The sequence below is a fragment of the Vibrio sp. H11 genome, from assembly GCF_004804295.1.
Taxonomy (GTDB): domain Bacteria; phylum Pseudomonadota; class Gammaproteobacteria; order Enterobacterales; family Vibrionaceae; genus Vibrio; species Vibrio ostreae.
In genome coordinates this window covers 432,450-457,051 of sequence record NZ_SSHN01000004.1, presented here as the reverse complement: position 1 = coordinate 457,051, position 24,602 = coordinate 432,450, and the positions used below count along the sequence as shown (strand labels likewise).

The 24,602-nt window shown below is 49.9% G+C and carries 26 protein-coding genes; 18 read left to right on the top strand and 8 right to left on the bottom strand.

Annotated elements, in window-relative coordinates:
- The 3 genes from rsxC to rsxA form a co-directional block, all read right to left on the bottom strand.
- A partial coding sequence (gene rsxC / locus E6C74_RS09120) for an electron transport complex subunit RsxC (protein ID WP_136484387.1) occupies nt 1–1,800 on the bottom strand: 1,800 nt, incomplete at its 3' end.
- Between the two features lie 8 nt (nt 1,801–1,808).
- Nucleotides 1,809–2,417 (bottom strand): electron transport complex subunit RsxB, encoded by a 609-nt coding sequence (gene rsxB, locus E6C74_RS09115; protein WP_136484386.1) that lies wholly within the window; start codon nt 2,415–2,417, stop codon nt 1,809–1,811.
- Entirely contained in the window at nt 2,417–2,998 is a 582-nt protein-coding gene (gene rsxA / locus E6C74_RS09110) for an electron transport complex subunit RsxA (protein WP_136484405.1), read from the bottom strand. Before rsxA ends, rsxB begins: the two co-directional genes overlap by 1 nt.
- 381 nt (nt 2,999–3,379) lie before the next feature.
- Here rsxA and E6C74_RS09105 point away from each other — a divergent pair, with 381 nt between their 5' ends.
- Both E6C74_RS09105 and E6C74_RS09100 read left to right on the top strand, forming a co-directional pair.
- Nucleotides 3,380–3,748, top strand: a complete 369-nt coding sequence (locus E6C74_RS09105) for a DUF2946 domain-containing protein (RefSeq protein ID WP_168796993.1) — start codon at nt 3,380–3,382, stop codon at nt 3,746–3,748.
- 37 nt (nt 3,749–3,785) lie between these two features.
- Nucleotides 3,786–5,114, top strand: a complete 1,329-nt coding sequence (locus E6C74_RS09100; protein ID WP_136484384.1) for a PepSY-associated TM helix domain-containing protein — start codon at nt 3,786–3,788, stop codon at nt 5,112–5,114.
- 148 nt (nt 5,115–5,262) lie between these two features.
- On the opposite strand, the gene E6C74_RS09095 is transcribed toward E6C74_RS09100, so the two are convergent.
- Nucleotides 5,263–6,177: a LysR substrate-binding domain-containing protein gene (locus E6C74_RS09095; RefSeq protein WP_136484383.1), complete on the bottom strand. Its 915-nt coding sequence runs from the start codon at nt 6,175–6,177 to the stop codon at nt 5,263–5,265.
- A 165-nt stretch (nt 6,178–6,342) separates the two neighbouring features.
- Here E6C74_RS09095 and E6C74_RS09090 point away from each other — a divergent pair, with 165 nt between their 5' ends.
- The 9 genes from E6C74_RS09090 (at nt 6,343) to E6C74_RS09050 (ending at nt 15,310) form a co-directional block, all read left to right on the top strand.
- Nucleotides 6,343–7,353 (top strand): hydroxyacid dehydrogenase, encoded by a 1,011-nt coding sequence (locus E6C74_RS09090; RefSeq protein WP_136484382.1) that lies wholly within the window; start codon nt 6,343–6,345, stop codon nt 7,351–7,353.
- 5 nt (nt 7,354–7,358) lie between these two features.
- Nucleotides 7,359–8,033: an RraA family protein gene (locus E6C74_RS09085; RefSeq protein WP_136484381.1), complete on the top strand. Its 675-nt coding sequence runs from the start codon at nt 7,359–7,361 to the stop codon at nt 8,031–8,033.
- 366 nt (nt 8,034–8,399) lie between these two features.
- The gene (locus E6C74_RS09080) at nt 8,400–9,353 is read left to right on the top strand and encodes a tripartite tricarboxylate transporter substrate binding protein (RefSeq protein ID WP_136484380.1); all 954 of its coding nucleotides are present in this window, start codon (nt 8,400–8,402) and stop codon (nt 9,351–9,353) included.
- A gap of 119 nt (nt 9,354–9,472) precedes the next feature.
- A complete protein-coding gene (locus tag E6C74_RS09075) occupies nt 9,473–9,940 on the top strand; it encodes a tripartite tricarboxylate transporter TctB family protein (protein WP_136484379.1) in 468 nt (155 codons plus the stop codon).
- Nucleotides 9,941–9,952: 12 nt separating this feature from the next.
- Entirely contained in the window at nt 9,953–11,440 is a 1,488-nt protein-coding gene (locus E6C74_RS09070; protein WP_136484378.1) for a tripartite tricarboxylate transporter permease, read from the top strand.
- A 128-nt stretch (nt 11,441–11,568) separates the two neighbouring features.
- Nucleotides 11,569–12,540 (top strand): TRAP transporter substrate-binding protein DctP, encoded by a 972-nt coding sequence (gene dctP, locus E6C74_RS09065; RefSeq protein ID WP_136484377.1) that lies wholly within the window; start codon nt 11,569–11,571, stop codon nt 12,538–12,540.
- Nucleotide 12,541: 1 nt separating this feature from the next.
- Entirely contained in the window at nt 12,542–13,063 is a 522-nt protein-coding gene (locus E6C74_RS09060) for a TRAP transporter small permease (RefSeq protein ID WP_136484376.1), read from the top strand.
- On the top strand, nt 13,063–14,355 hold the full coding sequence (locus E6C74_RS09055) for a TRAP transporter large permease (protein WP_136484375.1): 1,293 nt from the start codon (nt 13,063–13,065) through the stop codon (nt 14,353–14,355). The genes E6C74_RS09060 and E6C74_RS09055 overlap by 1 nt, the downstream gene beginning before the upstream one ends.
- 4 nt (nt 14,356–14,359) lie before the next feature.
- Nucleotides 14,360–15,310, top strand: a complete 951-nt coding sequence (locus tag E6C74_RS09050) for an SMP-30/gluconolactonase/LRE family protein (protein ID WP_136484374.1) — start codon at nt 14,360–14,362, stop codon at nt 15,308–15,310.
- A gap of 147 nt (nt 15,311–15,457) precedes the next feature.
- On the opposite strand, the gene E6C74_RS09045 is transcribed toward E6C74_RS09050, so the two are convergent.
- Nucleotides 15,458–16,807, bottom strand: a complete 1,350-nt coding sequence (locus E6C74_RS09045; protein ID WP_136484373.1) for a sigma-54 dependent transcriptional regulator — start codon at nt 16,805–16,807, stop codon at nt 15,458–15,460.
- A 354-nt stretch (nt 16,808–17,161) separates the two neighbouring features.
- Here E6C74_RS09045 and E6C74_RS09040 point away from each other — a divergent pair, with 354 nt between their 5' ends.
- From E6C74_RS09040 to E6C74_RS09030, 3 genes are all read left to right on the top strand, one after another.
- Nucleotides 17,162–17,716 (top strand): BON domain-containing protein, encoded by a 555-nt coding sequence (locus E6C74_RS09040; protein ID WP_136484372.1) that lies wholly within the window; start codon nt 17,162–17,164, stop codon nt 17,714–17,716.
- Nucleotides 17,717–17,821: 105 nt separating this feature from the next.
- A complete protein-coding gene (locus tag E6C74_RS09035; RefSeq protein ID WP_240798160.1) occupies nt 17,822–18,001 on the top strand; it encodes a hypothetical protein in 180 nt (59 codons plus the stop codon).
- 340 nt (nt 18,002–18,341) lie between these two features.
- Nucleotides 18,342–19,955: a diacylglycerol kinase family protein gene (locus E6C74_RS09030; protein ID WP_136484370.1), complete on the top strand. Its 1,614-nt coding sequence runs from the start codon at nt 18,342–18,344 to the stop codon at nt 19,953–19,955.
- Between the two features lie 126 nt (nt 19,956–20,081).
- Here the strand turns inward: E6C74_RS09030 and E6C74_RS09025 are convergent, their stop codons facing one another.
- Together E6C74_RS09025 and E6C74_RS09020 are read right to left on the bottom strand one after the other, a co-directional pair.
- Nucleotides 20,082–20,471, bottom strand: coding sequence for a hypothetical protein (locus E6C74_RS09025; protein ID WP_136484369.1), 390 nt, complete (start codon nt 20,469–20,471; stop codon nt 20,082–20,084).
- Between the two features lie 58 nt (nt 20,472–20,529).
- Nucleotides 20,530–20,961: a DUF2383 domain-containing protein gene (locus tag E6C74_RS09020; protein WP_168796992.1), complete on the bottom strand. Its 432-nt coding sequence runs from the start codon at nt 20,959–20,961 to the stop codon at nt 20,530–20,532.
- A gap of 406 nt (nt 20,962–21,367) precedes the next feature.
- On the opposite strand from E6C74_RS09020, the gene E6C74_RS09015 reads away from it, so the two are divergent.
- Genes E6C74_RS09015 through E6C74_RS09000 form a run of 4 tightly spaced genes read left to right on the top strand, consistent with a single transcriptional unit; the run spans nt 21,368 to nt 23,522 of the window.
- On the top strand, nt 21,368–21,616 hold the full coding sequence (locus tag E6C74_RS09015; RefSeq protein ID WP_136484367.1) for a hypothetical protein: 249 nt from the start codon (nt 21,368–21,370) through the stop codon (nt 21,614–21,616).
- A 12-nt stretch (nt 21,617–21,628) separates the two neighbouring features.
- Nucleotides 21,629–22,123, top strand: coding sequence for a hypothetical protein (locus tag E6C74_RS09010; protein WP_136484366.1), 495 nt, complete (start codon nt 21,629–21,631; stop codon nt 22,121–22,123).
- Nucleotides 22,089–22,379, top strand: coding sequence for a hypothetical protein (locus tag E6C74_RS09005; RefSeq protein WP_136484365.1), 291 nt, complete (start codon nt 22,089–22,091; stop codon nt 22,377–22,379). Before E6C74_RS09010 ends, E6C74_RS09005 begins: the two co-directional genes overlap by 35 nt.
- Before the next feature lie 48 nt (nt 22,380–22,427).
- The gene (locus tag E6C74_RS09000; RefSeq protein ID WP_136484364.1) at nt 22,428–23,522 is read left to right on the top strand and encodes an AI-2E family transporter; all 1,095 of its coding nucleotides are present in this window, start codon (nt 22,428–22,430) and stop codon (nt 23,520–23,522) included.
- A 41-nt stretch (nt 23,523–23,563) separates the two neighbouring features.
- On the opposite strand, the gene E6C74_RS08995 is transcribed toward E6C74_RS09000, so the two are convergent.
- Nucleotides 23,564–24,601, bottom strand: coding sequence for an ion channel (locus E6C74_RS08995; protein ID WP_136484363.1), 1,038 nt, complete (start codon nt 24,599–24,601; stop codon nt 23,564–23,566).
- Nucleotide 24,602 lies beyond the last annotated feature (1 nt).

Below are 24,602 nucleotides of genomic sequence, written 5' to 3'. Positions count from 1 at the left end.
TTGCGCTTTACGTGCTTTGGCGCGGGCAATGGCCGCGGCAACCGCATCTTGTTTATCGCTGCGCTCTGCACTGCTGTCTGTATCCGAAGCTTTTTCAGCTTTACGCTCTCTGGCCTGGCGTTTGCGCTCTTCACGCAGCTTGGCCATTTCAGAGTTGTCCGGTTCGGCCGCGCCAGCTTTGGCAGCTTCAGCCTGCTTGGCTTTCGCTTTGGCAATTGCAGCGGCGACCGCAGGTTTGACCGGTGCCTCTTCACTGCTGCTTGCCTGGGCTTTCTGCGCTTTCACCCGGGAAATAGCGGCGGCGATAGCATCATCACCACCGCTGGCTTTCATCTCTGTGCGACGCTCATCAGCAGCTTTCTTAAAGCGGTTTTCCCGCTCAGCTTTTTCGCGTTCCATACGCGCGTTTTTCTCTTCAAAACGCTGTTTAGCACGTTCGGCGGCTTCGGCCTCACGCTGGCGGGTTTTGATCTCCGCTTTGGACTGACGATAGTACTGTACCAGCGGAATTTCACTCGGGCAGACGTAGGCACAGGCACCACATTCGATACAGTCTTTGATATTGAGCTCTTCGCACTTGTCGTACTCTTCCGCTTTGGAGTGCCAGTACAACTGCTGCGGCAACAAGGACGCCGGACAAGCATCAGCACACTGACCACAACGGATACAGGCCATCTCATAGGACTGCTCGGGGATTTCTCTCCGGGTCGGCGCCAGAATACAGTTGGCGATCTTGACGATCGGCACATCAGCGTGCGGCAGGGTGAAGCCCATCATGGAGCCGCCCAGGATCAGGCGCGGCAGCTTTTTATCCGGCTGATAACCAAACTCTTCCAATAGCGCACGAATCGGCGTACCCAGACGTACCCAGACATTGCGTGGCTGTTTAAATGAGTTACCGGTTAAGGTGACGACACGGCTGATCAGCGGCTCGCCGTCAATCACCGCACGTTTAATCGCATGGATAGAACCGACGTTCTGCACGATGACACCGATATCAGCGGAGTGCTTTCCGGCCGGGACTTCCTGGTTGGTCAGCAGCTTAATCAGCTGTTTGGCGCCACCGGAAGGGTATTTGGTCGGGATGGCGCGAATCACAATATCTTTGCCTTGTGCTGCTTGTTCCAGGGCACGAATCGCTTCCGGCTTATTATCTTCTACGCCGATAATGGTCAGCTTAGGCTGCAGGATGTGTTCGACCACACCAATACCGGCAATGATTTCCTCGGCATGTTCGCGCATCAGGGCATCATCGGCGGTAATGTAAGGTTCACATTCGGCGGCGTTGACGATCAGCATCTCGACCCGTGACAGGCCGGAGTGGATTTTTTTCGCAGTCGGGAAACCCGCACCGCCGAGACCGGCAATACCTGAGTTGCGGATGATTTCGATCAGCGCTTCCGGGCTGGATTGGGTGTAGTCAGCCACAGGGTGGCGTTGGCACCAGGTGTCTTCGCCATCCGGCTCAATCACCACGCACAACTCGCTCAGACCGGACGGATGGGCAACGGTGCGTGGTTCAATGGCACTGACCACGCCGGATGTCGGTGCATGGACCGGCAACATAAAGGTGGTAGAAAATGTGGTGAGCGGCTGGCCTTTAAGCACTTTATCGCCGACTTTGACCTGCAGATCACCCGGTTTACCGATGTGCTGTTTGACCGGCAACACCAGCTCCTTGCTCAGACTGGCTTCAACCAGTGGCGTTTTGGTCGATTGGTGTTTGTTTTCCGGCGGATGAATGCCTCCAGGGAAATCCCACAGGTAACCGCTGCGAATTTGTTCGATTAATGACAACATACCCGTCCTTAACTCACCTTATTGTGCGAACTGCCTGACACACTATTTTCATCCGCAGCAGAGTCAGTCACATTAACAACAGGAATGGCGTTCATTTGCCACTTCCAGGTTTCCGTAGTGGTGGCTACGGGAATCATTTCAATACAATCGGTCGGGCAGGGCGCGACACACAGATCGCAGCCGGTACATTCACTTTCGATCACGGTATGCAGTGCTTTGTTGCCGCCAACGATCGCATCGACCGGACAGGCCTGAATGCATTTGGTACAGCCGATACACATGTCTTCATGAATAAAGGCAACGGTTTTGACGTTTTCGCTCAGATCGTGGGCCGACTCGGGTACATCGACCCCCATCAAATCAGCCAGTTTTTCAATCGTGGCCTGGCCGCCCGGAGGGCATTTGTTGACAGCATCGCCATTGGCGATCGCTTCGGCGTACGGGCGGCAACCCGGGTAGCCGCACTGGCCACACTGAGTTTGCGGCAGAATAGAGTCTATCTGGTCAACAATCGGGTCCGCCTCGACCTTAAAGCGGATTGAGGCAAAACCGAGAATAGCTCCGAACAGCGCAGCGAGCGCGGCAAGCGCTAAAACAGCGATTAAAATAGTTGTCATTACAATTTCACCAGACCGGTAAAGCCCATAAAGGCCAGTGACATTAATCCGGCCGTGATCATGGCAATCGAAGCACCTTTGAATGGCGCTGGGACATCGGCCACATGGATGCGTTCACGCATCGAGGCAAACAGGATAAGAACCAGTGAGAAGCCAACCGCGGCACCAAAACCGTAAATGATCGACTGGATGAAATTATGGTTCTCATTGATGTTAAGCAGCGCTACGCCGAGCACGGCACAGTTGGTGGTAATCAGCGGCAGGAAGATACCCAGTAAGCGATACAGGGTCGGGCTGGTTTTATGCACCACCATTTCAGTGAACTGCACCACCACGGCGATCACCAGGATAAAGCTCATGGTGCGCAGGTATTCAATGCCGAGCGGACGCAGGATATAACTTTCCACCAGGTATGAGCACACTGAGGCCAGAGTCAGGACGAACGTGGTCGCCAACCCCATGCCAATTGCGGTTTCCAGTTTCTTCGACACGCCCATGAAAGGACACAAGCCCAGAAATTTTACCAGTACAAAGTTGTTTACCAGCACAGTGCCGACCAACAACAAAAGATATTCGGTCATAATATTATAAGTTTGCAACTCCGATCCCGATATTATCCAGCTTTGTTTCGCTAATAACAACCAAGGAAAGTTAAGGTTTTAGATTGCTGAACAAAAATTATACGCAATCGGGCCGGGTTGGCTCAACCCAGATGCATAGCTAAGGTCGGGAAGTCGGAGGTGCCTGATAAGCGAGGCTGATGGTGTGGGTGAGATAAAGGTGCCGACCGAGGGTAGCGAGGTCTTTCTGTCAACATTCGCTAACAAAATCGTGGCCTAGCAAGCTCGCTTGTGCCGCCATCCGGGATGTAACTTCAGGCCGTTTTTTGTTACATTACGCGCTCCTTTACGCTCAGAGCCTGCATTTTTGTGAGAAATACCCGCCGGCAACTCGGGTGGACAGTGAAGCTGTTTGTTTTTTCTGCCCTGTTGTCAGTCGCCCTGCTTTATACCGCACCTATTGTGTCGCAATGGGTAATGACGCATGACGCCGGTTTGCCCAGTCAGACCCAGGCGCAGCATAGTCATATGCACGCGTCGGCCGAGCAGAGTGGAATGCAAGCCGTCCGCGATGATAACTCGTTGCTGCATCATTGGTGTGGCTACTGTAAGTTACTGTCGCATCTGAGCTGGTATAGTCAGAGCGACGCCTCTCTGAGCGTGGCGGATGCAGTTAATACCCTTCATATCCTCTTTCCGTATGCAGTTAATGTTAACCGCTGGGTGCTGGACCATCTCCAATCGCGCGCTCCGCCTTTTTTCTCTGCCTGAAGCATAACTATCATTAAATTAGCAAGAGAAAATCACTATGAAAGGTAATCAATCGCAAGATTCTCGCCTGGGAATCATTGCGCTCATTAAAAGGCTCCATTTTTACATCGGGTTGTTCGTTGGCCCGTTTATTTTCGTCGCGGCCCTGACCGGCACACTGTACGTGGTCTCGCCGCAGATTGAGCAGCAGCTCTATCAGCATGCTCTGACCACCACGTCGCACGGTGAGGCGCATTCGTTACAGCAACAGATCGAGGTTGCGCGCCAGTCACTAGAGCGCCCGCTCAAACTGACCGCTGTGCGGCCCGCGACAGGTGAAGGTTTTACTACCCGGGTGTTGTTTGCCGATCCGGATTATAGCCTGCAGCGCCTGACTGTATTTGTCGATCCGGTTACGCTCGCTGTGCAGGATACGTTGCCGACCTACGGCACCAGTGGCATCCTGCCGTTTATGACCACGCTTGATTTCCTTCATCGTGGATTGCTGCTCGGCGAAATAGGCCGTATTTACAGTGAGCTGGCGGCATCCTGGATGTGGTTAGCGGCATTGGGCGGCTTACTGCTCTGGTATCGTGCAAAACGCCCGGCGAAGAGCAACAGCAGAAACTCGTACCTGAAAGCCAAGCAGCGTCATCAGAAAGCGGGTTTGATTATTGTGGTCGGCTTGGTGTTTTTCTCCGCCACCGGCTTAACCTGGTCAAAATGGGCGGGCAGTAATATTGCCGAATGGCGTAAGAGCATTGGTTGGGTCACGCCGTCACTGAATCGCTCATTGCCTGTCGAGGCTGACTCTGCTCTGAGTACACAACCGCAACTGATCGATCAACTGTTTGATCCTGTGCTAGCGCTGGCAAGGAGTGCGGGCATCGAAGCGAGCAAAATCGAGCTGACCCCTTCTTATGACGCTTCTCGCGCCTGGGTAGTGAGTGAGATTGACCGCTCCTGGCCGACCCAGGTCGACAGTGTGTCGGTTGACCCTCAATCGATGACGATTACCAGCCGGGCTAATTTTAGCGATTATCCTTTGATTGCCAAATTGATTCGCTGGGGCATTGATGCGCATATGGGGGTGTTGTTTGGCGTGCCGAACCAAATTGTGCTGGCTGCTTTCGGCCTGACTCTGTGCTTTATGGTCATGATGGGGTACATCATGTGGTGGAAGCGCCGCCCGGCCGTAAACTCTGAGAAAGAAACCATCAGTTATATCTGGTCTCATCTGGCTCCGCTCAGCAAGTTGCTGACCGTGCTGGTGGCGATTGGTTTAGGTCTGGCCCTGCCGGTGCTCGGTTGCAGTCTGTTGCTATTTTTGCTCGTTGACGTGCTGCGCTGGAAAATGATGGCGCAACGCCGTTTGCTGACCAGCTAAGTCCGGCACAGCAAACTGAATGATGCCAGCGCATGACTCGCTCCCTGGCAGATAAATAAAGAGGAAGGCATATGCTTTCCTCTTTTTTGTGTTCGGTGGCCGGATGGGCGAAATATAATTCCTTGATTTAAAAGATTTTGGCTCGGGATTAGGCCTGGCCATGCTGGTTTTGACTGTCTTCATTGAGCTGTTCATGAGCTGCGTGAATTTTCGCAGCCAGAATTTCGTGCAGCTGATCAATCACGGCTTTACGCGGGCTTGACTGACGTTCGACGATACCCAGTTGACGATGAATCTGCGGGGTACCAAACGGCACTTTGAAATAGTCAGACAGTGACGGGTTTATCGACATCTGCGGAACCACGGACACGCCCAGACCATGTTGAACACAGGTAATAATTGACTGAATGTTATCGACCTCAGCCACATCCTGAGTGGTGACTTCCATGCGCGACAACTCAGTATTGATCAAGTTGGCCAGCGGCACATTGTTACTAAAACGGATAAAGGGTTGCTGGGTCAGAATTTCCTTCAAACTCAAACCACTTAAGTCCTGGGCAGAGATCAACCAAAGGGGCTCGCTGATGAACGGGCTCCATTTCAGATTCGTCGGGATTTTGACGTGTTCGGCGATGATGGCCGCATCCAACTGCCCTGAAGCGACTTCCGACACCAGATAACTGGAGTCACCGACTTTGAGGTTGGTTTTGAGACTTGGGAAGTCTTTTTTCATCTCGACCATAGCCGCCGGAAGCAGATTGAGCGCACTGGAGCGTACTGCGCCAATCACGAACGTTCCGGAGACTAAATCGCCTTTCAATGACAGTTTGGTGTCTTCTTCCAGACGCAGGATTTGATTGGCCATTTCAATGGCTTGCAGGCCTTGTGGCGTCAGTTTTGGCGGGCGACTGCTGCGATCAAACAGGCAAACATTCAGCTCCTGCTCTAAAGCCGAGATTTGTTGACCGACTGCGGCCGGGGTCAGGCAGACGTCTGCAGCGGCTTTGGCAAAAGTGCCGTGCTTCCAGATAGATACCAAGGTTTTTAGCTGTCTCGTATCCAAGTTGTAAACCTTTCTTTTACTAAATGTTAAATTTTATTCGCTACCATAAGAGTTTTTTGTTTTGTAGTCTACTTTTCGAGGTAGTGGAGGTTTGGAAATGATTCTTTCATCACTATCCAGCGCCTTCATGTTTTGCTGATACCACTACGAAAAGATAATAAAAATATGCAAAAGACGATTATTGTCACTGGACCCGATCTAGCGAGTTCCGCGACCAAGCTCCTGCAACAGCAGGGCTTTACTCTGGTGCATACCGCACCTTACAGCCAGGAAGAAGAGTTGCTGCAGTTGGTGGAGCAACATCATCCGGTGGGCATCATTTCTCGCATGGGTAAGATCACTGCCAAAGTGATTGATGCCGCACTGCCAAACCTGAAAGTGATTGCCAAGCATGGCGTCGGGGTGGACAACATTGATATCCAGACGGCTGCTGAACGCAACATCCCTGTGGTAGTGGCGTCAGGTGCGAACGCAGTATCGGTCGCTGAACATACCATCGCGCTGCTGCTCACCGTCACCAAACAAATTCTGCCGCTTGACGACAGCTTGCGTTGCGGCCGTTGGGAAAAACCAGGTTTTTCCGGCTACGAAGTATCGGGCAAGAATATGGGCTTGCTGGGCATGGGCTCGATTGCCCAGGAAACCGCGCGGATTGCCAAAGGACTGAACATCAATCTGTTTGGTTACGATCCGTATGCTGAAGATGCTTTGTTTGAGCAATTCTCGGTGCAGCGCTGTGCAACCGTCGATGAACTGCTGGCCAACAGTCAGATTCTCAGCCTGCATTCTCCTTTGACAGAAGAAACCCGCCAAATCATTAACCAGGACAGTATTGCCAAGCTGCCGGCCGGTAGTTTCATCATCAATACTGCGCGTGGGGGGCTGATCGATGAAATGGCGCTGGTGACGGCGATTGAATCTAAGCATCTGGCGGGCGCAGGGTTGGACACGTTTGCTGTTGAGCCGCCTGCGGCTGATCATCCTTTCTTCCAACACAACAACATTGTGGTTACACCACATATTGCCGGTGTGACCAACGAAGGCAGTACCCGGGTCAGTATCAGTGCGGCTGAGGGCATTCTTACCATCACTGCAGGTGAAAAACTGCCGGCCCATCGCGTTATTAACCGTAAGTTAATGGCTTCACCACAAGATTTTGTACAGAACGGAGAATAGATGATATGAGTGTTGGGTTTAAAATTAACGCCAGAGAGCGTACCGCGTCACAAGAGCTGCTGCAGGCTTACAAAGATCTGCCGGTTGCGAACGTGTCTGATTCCATGAACCGTCTGTTTGCTGGCGGTCCAACTCTGCGCCCGATGCACACTTCTGGTCAGATGCTGGGTTCAGCTATCACGGTTAAAAGCCGTCCGGGTGACAACCTGATGCTGCACAAAGCGATCGACATGGCGGTACCGGGCGATGTGATCGTGGTGGACGGTGGCGGCGAAATTGCCAATGCCCTGATGGGTGAACTGATGCTGGCACATGCGATCAATAAAGGTGTGGTGGGGTTTGTCATCAATGGTGCGATTCGTGACCTGGATGCGTTCCGCGAGACCAATTTGCCAACGTTTGCTGCTGGTGTGACGCATCGCGGTCCGTTTAAAGATGGCCCGGGCGAGATCAATGTTCCTGTCAGTATTGATGGCATGGTGATTCATCCGGGTGACATCATGATCGGTGACTCGGATGGTGTGCTGGCGGTACCGCTGGATGACGCTCAGTGGATTCTGGAAAGTACCCTGGAAAAACAGGACAAAGAAGTGAAACAGATGGCGGCAATCAAACAAGGTTTGAACGACCGTACCTGGGTTGATAAAGCTCTGCTTAGTAAAGGATGCGCAGGATTGTAAACATTAATTGTCTTGTCGCGTTTGTTTAATAAATTAATAAAAGGCTCTGAAAGATAAAAATACTCAAGTAATTAAATTATGAGTATACAGTGCAAAGGATTTGCAGAACGTTAATAACATCAGTAAGAATAAGGTATTGCTTACGATAAATTAAACGTGTGGTTATCATTTTTATTATAACTAAAGTTCATGCTAATCCGTATAAGTTAGTCATTGCTCTCATTTACGTTCAAACAATTTGGATATGGGTATATCTATCTTTATCTTGTGACACTAAATGAAAATAATGATAAAGCTTTAACTGTCTCTGTGTGCAGTTACTTGAGTATGCAACATTATTATAAATATAATTAAATGGAGAAACGCATGTTTAACTCAATTTTAAAAACCGTAACTACGGCTGTCTGCTGTCTTACCTCGACACTTGCAATGGCTAACTACCCGGAGAAACCGATCACTATGGTGGTAGGGTTTGCTGCGGGTGGCGGCACAGATGTTATGGCACGAAATGTAGCACCTTATCTGGAAAAATACCTCGGTGATGGTGCCACTATTGTGGTAAAAAATGTTCCGGGTGCTAGTGGTCAAATCGGTATCACCGAAGTGGCGCACGCTGATGCGGATGGTTACACCATCGGTACTTATAACCTACCGGGTATGATGGCACGGACTCTGGATCGCGAGTCTGCTTACGATGCCAACAGTTTCACCTACCTTGCTAATATCGTTAACGATCCGAACGTGATTGTGACCGCGAAAAAAAGTGGCATCGATAACCTGCAAAAATTCATTGAGACAGTGAAAGAGGCTTCCCGTCCTCTGCCAATCGGCATGTCCAGCCTGGGCGGTGATGACCATCTTGGTCTAATCAAATTTAAAGATCTCACCGATACACAATTCAACATTATCCCGTTCAAAGGATCCTCTGCAGCCCGTACCGCCGTACTGGGTGGTCATGTGAAAGCAGCGGTATTGAATATTTCAGAAGTGACTGAATTCAAAGATGAACTTAACGTGATTGGCTTGTCTCAATCGGAACGTTCAGAATTTGATCCTTCGATTGCCACCTTTAAAGAACAAGGTGTCGATTTCATCAATGGCGCGATGCGTGGTTTCGTGGCCCCGGCTGGTCTGCCAGAAGATGTGGAAGCTAAGCTACTGAATGCGTTCAGCCAAATGGCCAAAGACCCGGAGTTTTTGGCCAAGATGAAAGCGACTGCCAACCCGGTATCTGTTTCTCTGGGTGATGATTTTGAACGTCTCAACACAGAAACGTTAAAACTTGCCCAGGACGTTTGGGAAAAAACACCTTGGAAATAACGCTTACGCGACTTGACTAAGTCAATAACAATAACCTAAGTCAAGAATAACTTAAGCAATTAAACATAATGTGAGCCATTAGGCTCACATTATTAAGCTGTATTAACACGGGGGTGTTTATGAGTGCGATCACACAAACAATACTAAAGCCAATATTAAAGCCTATATCTCTTATTTATTTGGTCATTATTGCTGCTGCGTGTGGTTTATTAATTCCGGCTTTTGAAATGAGTTCAGAAGCGGGGATGTTACCGCAAACAATGCTGATACTATTAATGGTTTTTTCCGGATTAGCATTAATCGGTGAAATAAAAAAATCATTACAGGAAAGTACTAAAGATGAGGCTGTTTTAAAATCACCAAAACGGGTGTTTAGTGCTCTGTTAGCTATCTTTGTACTGGTGACTTCTATCCAATATGTCGGCTTTTTCCCGACGGTAATTGTCTTTGTTCCGGCCGTTTCTTATTTCTTCGGTTGCCGTAATGTGAAAGTTCTGACTGCGTCAACAGTCATCTTTGTTGCATTAATCTACCTGGTATTCAGTGTTGCCATGTCGAAGCAATTCCCTGTTGGTTGGCTGTTTTAAGGATTAATGACTATGTATCACGAATTATTGTCTGCGTTACCTAACGTACTTTCCATGAGCAACTTTCTGGCGATCATCATCGGGGTTTTAGCGGGGATCGCTGTGGGTGCGATGCCTGGCCTGAGCGCGACGATGGCCATCTCGGTGCTGGTGCCTTTTACCTTTGGACTGGACCCTTTGGTGGCGCTGGGACTCATGGCGGGGATCTATAACGGCGCTATGTACGGCGGTGCCATTCCGGCGGTATTGCTGCGAATCCCGGGCACACCAGCCGCTGTGGCAACCAGTTTTGACGGCTATCCTATGGCTCAGAAAGGAAAGGGTGGCTTTGCCCTGCAGGTTGCGGTGGTTTCCTCTGCGATCGGTGGGATCGCCAGTGCTCTGGCACTGATGCTGCTGGCTCCGCCTCTGGCTAAAGTTACCCTGTTGTTTGGTCCATCGGAAGTGTTCTGGGTCGCGGTGTTCGGCCTCTGCAGCATCATTTTCCTGTTGGGTGAAGATCCACTAAAAGGTTTGATCGCGGCATGTTTCGGGGTTGCGGTATCTATGGTCGGCGTCGATCCTATTTCCGGTGAAGATCGCTTTACTTTTGGCTATCTCGAACTGGTTGATGGCGTCAATATTGTCATCCTGCTGGTTGGCTTGTACGCACTGCCTCCGGTGATCGATCTGCTGGAAACACCTCTGCAAACGAAGGGGATGAATAACTCGCTGCAAACTGAATCTATGCGGCGTTCATTCCCGAAAATGCTTGGTTTCTGGGTGACCTGGCTGCGTTCTTCCTTTATCGGTATCTGTATCGGTATCCTGCCCGGGGCCGGTGGTTCGATGGCGGCATTTATGTCATACAACGAAGCGCGCCGTGTCAGTAAAACCCCTGAAACCTGGGGCCATGGTGAGGCTGAGGGGGTTGCAGCTTCTGAAACGGCCAACAACGCGGATACCGCTTCGGCATTGATCCCGGCTCTGACTCTGGGGATTCCGGGTACGGCTGTGGCGGCGGTGATGCTAGGTGGTCTGCTGGTGCATGGTTTGCAGCCGGGGCCGATGCTGTTCCGAGATAACCCGGATATCGTATTCGGCTTCATGTGGCAGTTCTTGTTTGGTGCCATCCTGCTGATTTTCCTTGGCGGTACCCTGGCGACCAACAGCTTTGCCAAACTGCTCAAACTGCCGCGTCCGGTGCTCGGTTCCATCATCATGGTGCTGATGTTTATTGGTGTCTATTCCATCAATGAACGCATGTTCGATGTCTATCTGATGTTGGGCTTTGGCCTGGTAGGTTATGCGATGGATAAATTTAAGTTCCCATTGCCGCCTGTGGTATTGGGCTTGATCCTAGGCGGTTTTGCTGAGGAGAACCTGCGTCTGGCACTGCTGATTGGTGGTGGCGACTGGAATATTCTATTTGAGAACACGACCAGCCTGGTTCTGGTTGCACTCACTGTTGCCGTGGTTGTTGGTCCAAGTGTGAAAAAATTACTTCGCGCTAAAAGCTGAGCAGTAAGACAGAAGCGGTTGGTATACCCTACAAAACAGCCCGTCGCTTCTGTAAGTCAGCCGCCAGGTAACCTCCTGGCCGGCTTTGTTAGCAAAAATAAATATATGTAAATGCTACGGAGACTTATATGAACATCAAAACAATTCTCGCAGGTGCTGTTCTGGCCTGCTCTTTAAACGCATATGCAACTAACTGGACCGGTTATACCTACTCCTCGGTATCGACCACGGCTGCGGTAAAAGGAATGAATCGCATCAGTGAACGCGTCGCGGCACAAACTGACGGCGATCTCGATATCAAGATTCACCTTGGCAAAACCCTGCAAATCAAATCAGCCGACATCACTCAGGCGGTCGGTGATGGTATTGTTGATTTTGCCGCCGACTTTTTCTTTTCCGGTAATGTGCCGATTGCCCGCGTGTTGAATTTACCGATGCTGATTGAAAACAATGCCGAGTGGCAAAAGGCCTACGCTGCGCTTCAACCTATGCTGGAAGAGGCGTTTGCACAGCAGGATGTCGTGCTGCTGGGGGGATATCGTTATCCGCAACAAGTTTTCTTCACTACCTTCCCGGTTAAACAACTCAGCGATATTGAAGGGCGTAAGATCCGTGTGACGTCACCAGAACAGGGGCATTTCGTTTCGGCATTTGGTGGTTTACCGATTACCTTGTCTGGCAGTGAAGTGCCGACTGCGCTTGAGCGTGGTGTCATTGACGGAGTGTTGACGGCCAGTGCTGGTGGTGCGAAGAAATGGTATGAGTTCTTGCCTGACAACTACCGTTTTGCGGTCAACTACGGTAATTCAATGATCATTGCCAATATTGATGCATTTGAGGACCTGGGTACAGATCAGCAGAACATGCTGCGTACTATCGTGGCTGAAGAAGGTGAAAAAATATCCGCTGAGTTTATCGAAGATGAGCAGGCGCAAATGGCTGCACAACAAGCCAAAGGCATGAACATCACCAAAGCGGCACAAGGCGATGCGGATAAAGCCCGTCAACGGATGCGCCCATACTGGTCAGAGTGGGCGAAGGAAAACGGTCCTGAATATGAAAAAGCGTTGGCGTTAGTTCTGCAAGCGATAGGTAAGTAGTATGCATAGCGGACAACATATACAAGGCGCGGGACCTGCTGCGCCTTTATTCAATTTGCTTGACCGCGTTGTCGGCGTGCTCACTTGTGTGATGCTGATTGCGCTGGTGTTGCTGGTGGCGCTGGAAGTTTTGTTACGCAGCGTGTTTGGTTATTCGCTTGGTTTTGTAGAAGAGGTCACAGGTTACCTGGTGGTGGCACTGACTCTGTTTGGTGCCGCAAAAGCGGTTCGGGGTAATTCACTGTTTCAGGTGCAGGTGGTGTTTGACGCGTTGCCATTATCGGTGAAACGTGTGTTAGGCATCTTGTTTTCGCTCATCGCCATTGCCATCTGTGTCGTGCTGGCGTGGAAGACGCTTGATTTAGTGGGTAGTTCATTCAGTCGTGGTAAGTTCGCTCCTACGGTGTTACGCACTCCGTTGTGGATTCCACAGATGCTGTTGCCAATCGGGTTTGTGGTCATCGGGCTATTCTTGCTCGAACATCTGCTTATCCTGTTGCGTTTAAAAGAAGGTGGCAATTAATGGAAGGCATTTTAATTTTTGGTCTTCTGGTAGGCCTTATTGTCGGCGGTATGTGGGTCCAGTTTGCCGTTGCTGGGGCGGGCCTGACGTATTTGTGGTTAATTAAGGGATTTTCTGGCTGGAAAGCACTGGGGATCGTGAGCTGGGGCTCGGCTAACAGTTTTACCCTGGCGGCGATTCCGCTGTTTATTCTGATGGCAGAAATCCTGCTGGGTTCAGGCCTGAGCTCACGTTTATACAATGGTGTGTCGCCTTTTGTTCGTCGTTTACCCGGTGGCTTGCTGCATACCAATATTGCGGGCAGCGGTATTTTCGCGGCGATTTCTGGCGGCAGCGCGCCGACGGCTGCGGCCATGTCGACCGTGGCACTGCCTGAGTTGTCAGCGCGTGGTTACAACATTCGCCTGGTTTCTGGTTCGTTGGCTGCCGGTGGTACGTTAGGGATTTTGATTCCGCCATCGATCACTATGATCATCTATTCTACCTTTACCGAAACCTCAATAGCGCAGTTGTTCTCAGCGGGCATGTTACCAGGCATCTTGCTGGCGGCATTTTATTCTGGACTGATTATGATTCGTTGTAGCTTGAATCGCGATCTCGCTCCGGTGGATAAAAGCAAGCTGACCTTTAAGGAGTTATATCACGCCGCGCTGGATGTCTTTCCCTTCCTGATTTTGATTTTTATTGTGCTGGGGAGTATCTACGGCGGCATTGCCACGCCAACAGAGGCGGGAGCGGTCGGTGTTCTGGGGGCAATGCTGGTTGCCGCAATCTATGGCCGCCTGCATCTGAAACTGCTGCAACAGGCGTTGGTGCGCACCATCTCGATGAGCGGCAACATTTTGTTTATCGTCTTCACTTCGATGATTTTTGCTTATGCGACGACCTTGTCCGGTGCTGGTGAAACTCTGGTTAACTATCTGCAGGATGCGGACGTTTCCCGGTTTGCGTTCCTGATTATTATCATGGTGATTTTCGCCATTCTGGGCTGTTTTATGGAAGGGCTGGGGATGATCGCTATCATTGTTCCGGTCATTTTTCCGGCCCTCAATGCGCTAGACATCAACCTGATTTGGTTTGGTGTGTTTGTTGTTATTCTGGTCGAACTTGGCCAACTGACGCCACCGCTCGGTGTGATTTTATTTGTAGTGGCGAGCTCTTCCAACAAAGTTAAAGTAGAAGACGTAGTGATGGGCACTTTGCCGTTCTTTATTGTGATTGTGGGTTTTCTGTTTTTACTGATGGCATTCCCTGAGATCGCGCTGTATTTACCCTCGTTAACAGTAGGTTGATAGCATGACTTATCCTTTACCTGAACCGGCCGTTTTTGATGCCCAGATCTTTACTGAGCTGCCGGAGTCCCTGCGTCGTCCCAACGCGTTGTCATACTGGGCAACCCGCAATAAACGGGGTGTACCGGTCGATAGCTTTATCGAAGGGCCTTCCTTTGACCGCGCGGGTAACCTGTACTTTGTTGATATTCCCTTTGGTCGCGTTATGCGCGCCGACCAGGACGGTAATATTGAACAAATTGCGCAATACGATGGTCAACCTAACGGCTTAAAAATCCATCAGGACGGGCGGATTTTTATCGCCGATTACCAGAACGGTATTATGCAGCTAAATCCGGAGACGGGAGAAGTTGCGGCGGTGTTAAAAGATTGCGATTCGGAAGGATTTAAAGGCTGTAACGATTTGCACTTCGGACCGGATGGCGCCTTATATTTTACCGATCAGGGCCAGACCGGCCTGCAGGACCCGACCGGCCGCGTCTATCGCTGGCAGCCGCAAAGCGGCGAACTGACCTGTTTAATTGATACGGCGCCCAGTCCGAACGGCCTGGTGTTGGATGTGAACAGTCATGTGTTGTATCTGGCGGTGACACGGGCGAATGCGGTCTGGCGTCTGCCGCTGTCGGAAAGCGGCCGGGTCAACAAAGCCGGTCTGTTCCTGCAGTTCAATGGCGGCCGTGCCGGACCGGATGGCCTGGCGCTGACGGCGCAAAATGGCGTGGTGGTATGTCAGACAGGGATGGGGCTGGTTTGGGTGCACGATAACCTCGGGCGTCCGGTGGCGGTGGTGCGTTCACCAAAAGGTTTAGGTACCACCAACTGCGCATTTGGCGGCAAAGAGTTACGCACCCTGTTCATCACTGAGTCGGATACCGGCACCATACTTAAAGTGGAGTTCCCGCCGGAATTGAATATCTCCGGTCATCCGATGTACTCCGGTTATCGTGGTCATTAAAGGCATTAGACTGCGCGTGACCAACACCTCTGAATTAAACAACAAAAACCTCGCTGGACAGCCTGGCCAGCGAGGTTTTTCTTTTTATGCGACGGGTTGAATTTTTAACGGGCTCTCGTGTCGCTTGCTCAGGCTGGGCGGTGCGACTCAGCCTTGATTGACCTTGTACTTATCGAGTTTGTTGTACAGCGTCTTCAGGCTGATGCCCAATTCTTGCGCTGTTTCGGTTTTGTTACCGCCATTCTCCTCTAGCGTGTTAAAAATCGCAGCCTTTTCTATTTCTTCCAGCGAGACGCCGGAAGGCACCATCTCTTCAAGCGCGGTACCGCTTTCCAGCGGTGGGGTATCAAAGATCAGGTGATCGTCTTTAATGACGTCATCGGCCAGAATAAATGCCCGTTCAATGGTATGTTTGAGTTCGCGCACATTACCCGGCCAGTTGTGCTGGGCAATCTTATCCAGGGCCGAATCGAGAATACTTTTGGTCACTGCCTCGCTGGCATTGCGATGGGCAATAAAATGCTTGGCCAGCCCGACGATATCGTGGCCGCGTTCACGCAGTGGCGGAATATGAATCGGGAAGTGAGCCAGCCGGAAATAGAGATCTTCGCGTAAGTACTGTTGTTCAATCGCCACTTGCGGATCGCGGTTGGTGGCCGCAATCACCCGCACATTGGCAATTTTGACCTGCTGGCTGCCAACCGGGCGGTATTCACCAGTCTCTAACACCCGCAGTAATTTGACCTGATGACTGAGCGGCATTTCTGTGATTTCATCGAGAAATAGGGTTCCGCCCTGTGCCTGTTCAAATACCCCCTGGTGCGCTTTATTTGCTCCGGTGAATGCCCCTTTTTCATGGCCGAATAACTCGCTGTCGACCAGCTCGGTCGCGATCGCACCACAGTTGATGGCAATAAAAGGTTGTTGGTTACGCTCGCTGGCCAGATGAATGGTCTGAGCGACCAGCTCTTTTCCTGAACCACTTTCGCCGACGATAAGCACATTGGCATCGGTTTTGGCGACTCGTCTCAGTGTTCGATACAGCTTATGCATCGGCGTTGAAGAGCCAACTAACATGCCAAACTGGTCGAGAGTGCTGGTCGAAATTGTACTGCCTTTGGCCCATTTCTGCTGATAGTCCTGGCTGAAATCGAGCAGTGTATCGGCAACCACGTTGACATCGACCGGTAAGCGGTAGTGGGAGATAGCACCCAGCTTCATTAAGTTATCGATATGCGGATTGGGGATGCCGGCACTGATGATCACCAGCTCGGTGGTCTGAATAACCTGCGAGCCGGATAAACGCAGTAAATCATCCTGGTCGAAGTGAGTCATTTCGACCACTGCCACATCCGGACTGATCTGTTGTAATTGATCGATCCAGTCCTGCCCGGCTGGATTGGATTGCAGCGAAAAGCTGTCCAATACTGCCAAACCAGAAATATTTTCTTTGAGTATTTTGTCTTCGATATGAACAAATAGCGTAGGTAATGGCATGTGTCCGCCTCTGCAATTCACAGCAACAGCTTTGAGCATAACACGAACACCAGAGAGTTATTGTCTTATATTTCAGCACAAGTAAAGAATAAAGTCAGAGTTAGGTGAAGATATCATTAATATTTAATCTGCTCTTTTTTAGCTTTGGCTTAATTACATAATTTCAGAGCTTAAGGGGCAGATAATTTTTTCAAATCTTGCGTGTAAATAATTCAGGTTTTAACCGGTAAAGATTGTGGTGGTTTTAGTGGTTCTTATAAATAACCAATTAAATCAGTGGTTTGTGATTTTGGCATGCCAGTTGCCTTAGTGGGAGTGAAGTTAATAAATTTCACTGAACAGAGGAAACGAATAATGAAAAACATCGCACCTAAATTGATATTAGCATCAGTACTCGTGTCTTCTTCTTCTTCTGCTGTTATGGCAGCAGACAATCAATGGAAAGATAAGTCTTATGATGCTTGGCTCGATGGTAAAGCAGAAACGGCCTTACTGTTAAATACCAATCTGAATTCGTTTGATATTAATACCGATGTCGAAAATAAAGTCGTGACCTTAACCGGTCAGGTCAGTAACAGTACCGAGAAAGATCTGGCCGGTGAATTGGTTGCTGGCCTGGAAGGGGTTGAGTCGGTCAATAATGATCTCACAGTGGAAGATCAACACCAGAGCAGTGACAACCAGGCCCTGGGGGCACTGCAGGACACGAAAATCACCACGTTGGTGAAAACCAAGTTACTAATGAATCGCGATGTAAGCGGCACCGACATCGAAGTGGAAACCAATAACGGAACGGTTGTTCTCAATGGTAGTGTCGATTCCGATGCCGAGCATGATCTAGCCATCAATATCGCCCGCAATACCGACCAGGTCAACGATGTAGTCGATAACCTGGAAGTGACTCAATAACCGCTGATCTTACCCAATGAGGGATAGCGCTAGCTAAAATGAATAACGTTACTTAATAAACCTTACCACTCAGTACTAGGAGTTATCATGATTACACGTTCTGTTATGTACAAAGGATTCGCAACCTTTGGTCTGGTATGTCTGCTGGCCGCCTGTGGCGATGAAGGCCCAATGGAACAGGCTGGCGAGCAGCTTGATGAAGCCGCGACCGACACGCAAAACGCGATTGAAGATAAATGTGAAGACATTAAAGGTGATCTCAAAGCTGAAGATACCGACTGCTAACATTTCAGCGTTGACAGGGCGGGCAGTGACCGCCCTGTTCTGTGTCTGATCCGCTATATTAATGGTTAATGTGAAATTAATGGTTAATGTTAAATTAATGGTTGATCTGACATTAATGGTTGCCTGAAGTCGTCAACCTTGACCCGCAGAATTAAATATTGACCTGAACTGTGAAATGCTGACCTGAAGTCTGTAATGAATGCGCTGTATTGATATTGGGCCTGTGAGCCGTTCCCGATAAGAGGTTTTGACCTGCCAATCCGGGTCTGCCCGCGATAAGACGCAGCCATTACGACACAGCAGCAGGCTTCTGGCCCCTTATATTAATCAGAGGCTTACAATGTTTGTCGTTAAATACTATTGCCTGATTGTGCTGGCCTGTTTCTCTGCTGCATTCCTGATCCCTAACCTTGCGGTCAGTCTTGTTTTAGGCTGGATAGGCCTGTCCGTTTTTCTGGTCGTTCTGGCTTATCTTTTTGACTTACCCTCGATTTTTATGAAGTCCGGTGACGGAAAACTGACCTGGTGGATCCGCTGGGCATTTATTCCGTTTCTGGCGGCGGTCAGGCTGTATAATTACTGTTCGCGCCGCAATGATAAGGTCGCCGCAATCCATCAGATTGCCCCCCACCTGTATGTGTCACGCCGCCTGCTGCGTTCTGATCTGGACGCGCTGCACGCCAATAACATCAACTGTATCGTCGATGTCACCGCCGAATTTGCCGGTCTGGAAAGTGCGATGACAGATAAGCAGTTTGAGTATCTCAGTATTCCGGTTCTCGATCACAAGGCCCCCAAGTATCGCCAGCTGCGCCACGCGCTTAACTGGATCGATACGCAAATAAGCCAGTCACGATCTGTCGTCGTTCACTGTGCTTTGGGGCGCGGCCGATCGGTGTTTGTGGTTGCCGCTTATCTGCTCAGTCAGAATCCCGGTCAGAGTGTCGAGCAGGTGCTGCAACAGATCCACTCGGTACGCAGCAGCGCACGCCTTAACCGGCGCCAGGTCAGGGCACTGCAATCTATGCATCAAAAAGGGCTGTTGCAGCTTGATGAGCCAGCGTGGCTGATCGCCAATCCGGTTTCCGGCGGCGGAAAATGGCAGGCATTCGGTCAGCGTTTGATCCGCGAATTAACCCGCAGTTATCGTTTAAGGTTGCTGTTTACCGAGCCGGATGTCAGTGCGACTGCGCTGGCCCGGCAGGCTTTGCAGCATAATCCCGATCTGATCATTGCCGCAGGTGGTGATGGCACAGTCGGTGAGGTAGCCGGTGAGGTTGATCACTCTGATACCCGCTTGGCAATAGTGCCGTTCGGAACCGCCAACGCTTTGTGCCATGTGTTGTATGGTATCGGCAGTAAAACCGCGCCCATCGACAAGGCTTGTGAAGCTATTTTGTCTGGCAATACCCGCCAGATAGATACCGCTTATTGTAATCAGCAACTGATGCTATTGGTGATGGGGATCGGGTTTGAACAACAGATGATCGAATACGCTCAGCGTGAGGAGAAAAATCAACTGGGGCAACTGGCGTATCTGACCGGCTTCTTTAATGCTGTGATGGCGGATAACCCGATTGAGCTGACTTGCCGCCTTGATGATGAAGCGCCTCAGTCATTACAGGTGCGCAGCTTTGTGGTCGCCAATACCGCGCCGTTTACCACTCTGCTGGCGCAAGGTAACGGAGAGCCTGAGTCGGGGGATGGTCTGTTGCATATTACTTATCTTGAGCAGGCTGATTCGGTGGCGGAGCGTTTACTGGCACTGTCGGATATCACTCTCGCTTCAGTCGGTTTTCAGGATAAAAGCGAACTGTTCAGTTACGCCTGTGCGCAGCGGGTTGAAATTAGCGCCGATAAAAAGATGGATTATGTCGTGGATGGTGAACTGTACAGTGCCGATAAATTGACGATTGAGATCAAGCCCCAGTCGTTACAGGTATGTGTGCCATAACAGCCGTTGCTGTTACTGTTGCTGTTGCTATTGATGAGGTGGGAACGTGAAAAAATCTCGCCAGGGTAGATGATTACGCTGGCGAGATTTTTTGTTAGCACCTGGCTTTTTCACTACGACTTGTAGTCAGAGGGACGAAACTGGTAAGTATTTAGCCATTTCGTCATTTTCCATCTGTAACGCGGCGACCCAATAAGAGAGAAAACTCCGAATATCATCGTTTTCGATCGCAGCCAGTTTGTGTTTGAGAAAGGTGACCAGGCTGAGATTAGCCTGATACATGACCTCGTGACTGGCGAAGGGCGTCACTCTGTTGCCGAACTGTCCGGTATCTGTTTCCCGCCGGTATGACTCAAATGGTGCCAGTTTATCCAGCATCGATTTCTCGACCTGACGAAAGCGGTTCACACTGCGGTCCAGGCTGGAGTGCAAGTTATTATTGGCGAGATTAATACTCGCCATGTAATGGTGGTTTAATTTTTCAATGATATCGGTTATCTCTTGATGATTGTTCATTAAAATAATCATAACGAGTCACTATTAACCATTATCTACGACCAATTCAAACTTTGAATTAGTCAATAATCGCTATATTGGCTATTTTCTTCTGACAGGAAATGAGTTCTTCCTGAACGGTGAATAACACTTCTTGTCGATCTCCTGGTTGAGCGTTGCGTAATACGTCGCTTACCTCATTCAATGTTTTTTCTTCAATCATTTGTAGCTGCTTTAAATACATTTTTTCTTTGTCAAAGCTGACATCTTTAACCGTATCCGTATACCACTCACGCGCTTTGATGGCATAGGAGGGAGTATCTTCCTCCTCAACGTCCGAATCAGGCTCCCGGTGCGCTCTCAGTTGCAATGCCGCGTATTCCTTGATGCGGATGATCTCATTCAGCTCTCTTGCCAAGCCTTGGTTATCGATATTGTCGATTGCTTTCGCGTAGATATTATTACCGCTTTCAATCAGGTTGATAATAAAGTCGAGATCTTGATTTTTCATAATGCCTCCACATTCACTCTGATGGTTTTCTGTTCGCAGTGACATTTTTTACTCAATATTTCTGCTTACTATTACTATAAGGCATGTATTGTGCCAGCCTTGGTAAATCATCTGAGGGCGCTATTTTCGGGCCTGAGACCGGTGTTGATTAACAGTTGGCAGTGGGGGATGGAATTTTTTACACGTTTTTGGTTACGTTGACTGAAAATATTACAAGTACTGCTGGATTTACTTGTTTTAAATATCCGTTATTCGGTCATTTTAAACCTGGCATGAATTTGGCTTTGTTTAGGATAAGGCTTATGAGCAATCCATAAGCCGGCAGAAATACTTGGCAGTTTAAGTTGTTATTCAGCTCAACAAGTAGTGATGAAACAGTAAGATTTTGCATTAAGTGGAGGAACTCATGGCAACAGCAAGAAAACAGCAAGATGAACCCCAGGAAAAAATCGAAGACGCTTATCACAAGACAGAAGAGGCGACTCTGGAGGCGGTCGGTCAAATCAAAGAAAAAGTGATGGAGGAGATCGAAGCCGGACAAGAAAGCCTGAGATCAGCCACTGATCAGGCGGGGAATTTTGTCAAAGAACGTCCTCTGCTCAGTGTGGGCTGTGCATTCCTGGCTGGCTGGGCTATCTCAAAGCTCATCAAGTAATCCCATATAGATATGAAGCCTGAACAGCAACCGACTATGGCCACCGATGAGGGTGGCCAATCCCCTTCCCGTGAGTCTGCCCAGCCCAAAGGCAGCGCTCAAGACGGAGCCGACCCTGTCAATGATCTGCACAGTTTGTGGCAACAACTGAACCTGTGTCAGCAACGGTTCCTGGCATGGGCGGATTCCACCACTAAGCTATTTTCGCTTGAGCTGAAGACCAGCCTGGCGGCGATTCGGCAGATGATAGTACTGCAACTACTGCTGATTTGTTTGGCGGTGTTTTTTGTTCTGAGTTTGTGTGCAGGGGTCGGGCTGGTGGTGTACCACTTTACTCTCAGCCTGCTGGCTGGGTACGCCGGATTTGTGGTGGCGCTGGGTGTTGTATTGGCCGGACTTATCTGGCAGCAGGCCAGACTGGCCAGTTTGGTTGGATTTCGTCATACCGTTGCGCAGGTTAAGGAGGGCTGGGATGTGGTCAGTAAGCAAACGCCAAGCGGCGATTAAGTTGAAGCGCAGTGAAGGGAGAATGCTGAGCCGTCAATGTCGGCTGTCATGGAATTTGTTCACCCGCTCACTGCTCAATTACGCCACCGCGTATCCGCTGCAAAGCGGGGGGATTTTGTGCCTGGCCGCAGTGTGTCTGACCCGTAGCCGCTTCCGGCCGCTAATCGCCCTGAGTTCACAGATTACCCGTATGCTGGCACCGCAGATACGCCAAAAAGTGGCCGCTTACCGGGCACGTCAGCCTGATCCACGCTAGCGTCGGACCAGCTGAGCCAAAACGGTGAAAAATAACAGGAAGTCGACGATGAAACACAACTATTCTGCTGCACTGATCCGAACGATGGCGGTGATCAGCCTATTCATCGGACTCTATTTTACCCAATCTCTGATGTTACCCATTTTTATCGCCGGGTTTGTGTCACTGCTCTGTGCTCCGATCGTGACAAGATTAAGCAAAATAGGGATCCCGCGCCTGATTAACGTGGTGGTGCTGCTGATGACCCTGTTAGCGGCACTGTCTCTCAGCGCTGGCTTTCTGGCCGAACCCGCCCAGCAATGGTGGTCTAAACTGCCCTCGGTGATGAAAGAGATGTCACAGCAGTTCAATCACGCTTCTGCTGCCAATGCAGGTGGCGATGATTCCTTTATGGAAGTGATTGAAAAGGCCAATGTGGGAGAAATCAAAGCCAATACTGCTTTGTCTGTCGCCAAAGAAGTGGTGAAGGCGACCCCGACCATAGTGACTCAGCTGTTTATCGCGCTGTTCATGGCGTTCTTTATGCTTAGCTATGGACGTACGTTATTGCGACAGTTTTTACGCCAGCTTCCCAGCTTTGCAGACAAAAGGGTCGCGATAGAAGTGGTACGCGAGATCCAGACCAGCTTATTCCGCTACCTGAGCACCATCACCGCGGTCAATATTGGCCTCGGAGTCGCGGTCGGCACTGTACTGGCGATGCTGGGGATGGAAGATGCGTTTTTGTGGGGCGCATTCGCTGCCATGATGAATTTTGCACCCTACCTCGGGCCAATGATTTCAGTCGCCTGCTTGGGGTTGGTCGGTTTTCTGCAGTTTGATTCCTTGCAATACGCACTGATCATCATGGCCGCGTACCTGGCTCTCAACATCGTTGAAAGCCAGTTTGTGACCCCGACACTACTCGGCGACAAATTTAATCTGAATCCTTTGGTTATTTTTGTCTGGCTGGTGCTATGGGGCTGGATGTGGGGCGCAATGGGTGTGTTGATTGCCGTCCCCCTGTTGGTTTGCGTCGATATCTTCCTGGCCAGAACCTGGCTGTTCGGCGCCTGGTATCAGGTGCTGCACAATGAGTCGTCATGTTCAAATACCCAGCAAACCCTCTCCCCGGATAAGTCGGCTGCGGAAAAAATTTGCTGAGATAAGCTGCCCAGGCCCAAGGCCGGGGCATTTTTTGCGATTTAAGGCCAGCTAGAGAACTGAATACGTTCGTCACTGATGTAGAAAAGGGTGTCTCCGGGGCGCACTTCAGTCGTGAGTTTGGCATTTAACAATATTTGTTCACTTTCGAATCGGCGCAAACCAATAATGGTGGCTTCGACCTGAGTTTTGAACAACAGGAATACCTCACTCAGTGGAAACGGTGCGACGGTGTCGGGAACCTGAATCGCATATTGAGTCTGCCCCTGGTGAGCAGAAACCAGCTCGCTATGCACCAGAGATGAGCCACTGTCGATGACAGATTTCGCCAGCAGTTCTGTGCTTAGATTAGAAATACATTCCGATTTGGGATACATACTTTTCAGTATTTGTCCTTTGATATCATCGGTAAAGTGCGCGACTAAGTGCGCTTCTTTATTCAGACCCGTCACAAACAACGCCAGAGTTAAGGTTGTATCGTCTTTATCAGTATCAACCACGATACAGGATGCGTGACTTATATTGGAACGACTCAGTTCTTCTGCACTGGTAAATGAGGTTACATTGATGAAATCAACAAATTCAGGCAATGGGTTTTCTTGTTCCTCACGCGAGACCAGTACGATTTTTCTCTGTTCTTCGCGTTTCAACTGCCGGATCAAAAGAGGGGTTTTTTCGCGGTTGTAGCCCAGAATAACAATGTGATTTTTATAGTTCATAGTGTGTCTGCCTTTGATTTTGCGATACCACAACGCTGCCGCTTTAGCCGCTAATTTTGCAGCAACCACAGCAAATAAGGTAATACTGATAGGAATAATAAAGAACGCGGTGAACAGTTGTCCGCCTTCCGTCTGAGGACTGTAGTCACCAAACCCGACCGTCGACGCTACGACAACGATGAAATAAAGAAATCGCGCGGGAGTTTCGACCAGGTGTGTTTCTCCTAGCAGGTGCAGAGCGCCATAAACAAGCAGGATAAATACCAGTGCAATCAGGGATACGTTGAGCCGATTAATATTGTCAGCAACTTTTGATAAATACTTATCCCACAAATCAATAAACGTTTTGTTCATTTTCATG

Coding starts and splice junctions, on each gene's coding strand:
- rsxB (WP_136484386.1), bottom strand. CDS start 2,417: ATGACAACTATTTTAATCGCTGTTTTAGCGCTTGCCGCGCTCGCTGCG.
- rsxA (WP_136484405.1), bottom strand. CDS start 2,998: ATGACCGAATATCTTTTGTTGTTGGTCGGCACTGTGCTGGTAAACAAC.
- E6C74_RS09100 (WP_136484384.1), top strand. CDS start 3,786: ATGAAAGGTAATCAATCGCAAGATTCTCGCCTGGGAATCATTGCGCTC.
- E6C74_RS09090 (WP_136484382.1), top strand. CDS start 6,343: ATGCAAAAGACGATTATTGTCACTGGACCCGATCTAGCGAGTTCCGCG.
- E6C74_RS09085 (WP_136484381.1), top strand. CDS start 7,359: ATGAGTGTTGGGTTTAAAATTAACGCCAGAGAGCGTACCGCGTCACAA.
- E6C74_RS09080 (WP_136484380.1), top strand. CDS start 8,400: ATGTTTAACTCAATTTTAAAAACCGTAACTACGGCTGTCTGCTGTCTT.
- E6C74_RS09075 (WP_136484379.1), top strand. CDS start 9,473: ATGAGTGCGATCACACAAACAATACTAAAGCCAATATTAAAGCCTATA.
- E6C74_RS09070 (WP_136484378.1), top strand. CDS start 9,953: ATGTATCACGAATTATTGTCTGCGTTACCTAACGTACTTTCCATGAGC.
- dctP (WP_136484377.1), top strand. CDS start 11,569: ATGAACATCAAAACAATTCTCGCAGGTGCTGTTCTGGCCTGCTCTTTA.
- E6C74_RS09060 (WP_136484376.1), top strand. CDS start 12,542: ATGCATAGCGGACAACATATACAAGGCGCGGGACCTGCTGCGCCTTTA.
- E6C74_RS09055 (WP_136484375.1), top strand. CDS start 13,063: ATGGAAGGCATTTTAATTTTTGGTCTTCTGGTAGGCCTTATTGTCGGC.
- E6C74_RS09050 (WP_136484374.1), top strand. CDS start 14,360: ATGACTTATCCTTTACCTGAACCGGCCGTTTTTGATGCCCAGATCTTT.
- E6C74_RS09045 (WP_136484373.1), bottom strand. CDS start 16,807: ATGCCATTACCTACGCTATTTGTTCATATCGAAGACAAAATACTCAAA.
- E6C74_RS09040 (WP_136484372.1), top strand. CDS start 17,162: ATGAAAAACATCGCACCTAAATTGATATTAGCATCAGTACTCGTGTCT.
- E6C74_RS09035 (WP_240798160.1), top strand. CDS start 17,822: ATGTACAAAGGATTCGCAACCTTTGGTCTGGTATGTCTGCTGGCCGCC.
- E6C74_RS09030 (WP_136484370.1), top strand. CDS start 18,342: ATGTTTGTCGTTAAATACTATTGCCTGATTGTGCTGGCCTGTTTCTCT.
- E6C74_RS09025 (WP_136484369.1), bottom strand. CDS start 20,471: ATGAACAATCATCAAGAGATAACCGATATCATTGAAAAATTAAACCAC.
- E6C74_RS09020 (WP_168796992.1), bottom strand. CDS start 20,961: ATGAAAAATCAAGATCTCGACTTTATTATCAACCTGATTGAAAGCGGT.
- E6C74_RS09015 (WP_136484367.1), top strand. CDS start 21,368: ATGGCAACAGCAAGAAAACAGCAAGATGAACCCCAGGAAAAAATCGAA.
- E6C74_RS09010 (WP_136484366.1), top strand. CDS start 21,629: ATGAAGCCTGAACAGCAACCGACTATGGCCACCGATGAGGGTGGCCAA.
- E6C74_RS09005 (WP_136484365.1), top strand. CDS start 22,089: ATGTGGTCAGTAAGCAAACGCCAAGCGGCGATTAAGTTGAAGCGCAGT.
- E6C74_RS09000 (WP_136484364.1), top strand. CDS start 22,428: ATGAAACACAACTATTCTGCTGCACTGATCCGAACGATGGCGGTGATC.
- E6C74_RS08995 (WP_136484363.1), bottom strand. CDS start 24,601: ATGAAAATGAACAAAACGTTTATTGATTTGTGGGATAAGTATTTATCA.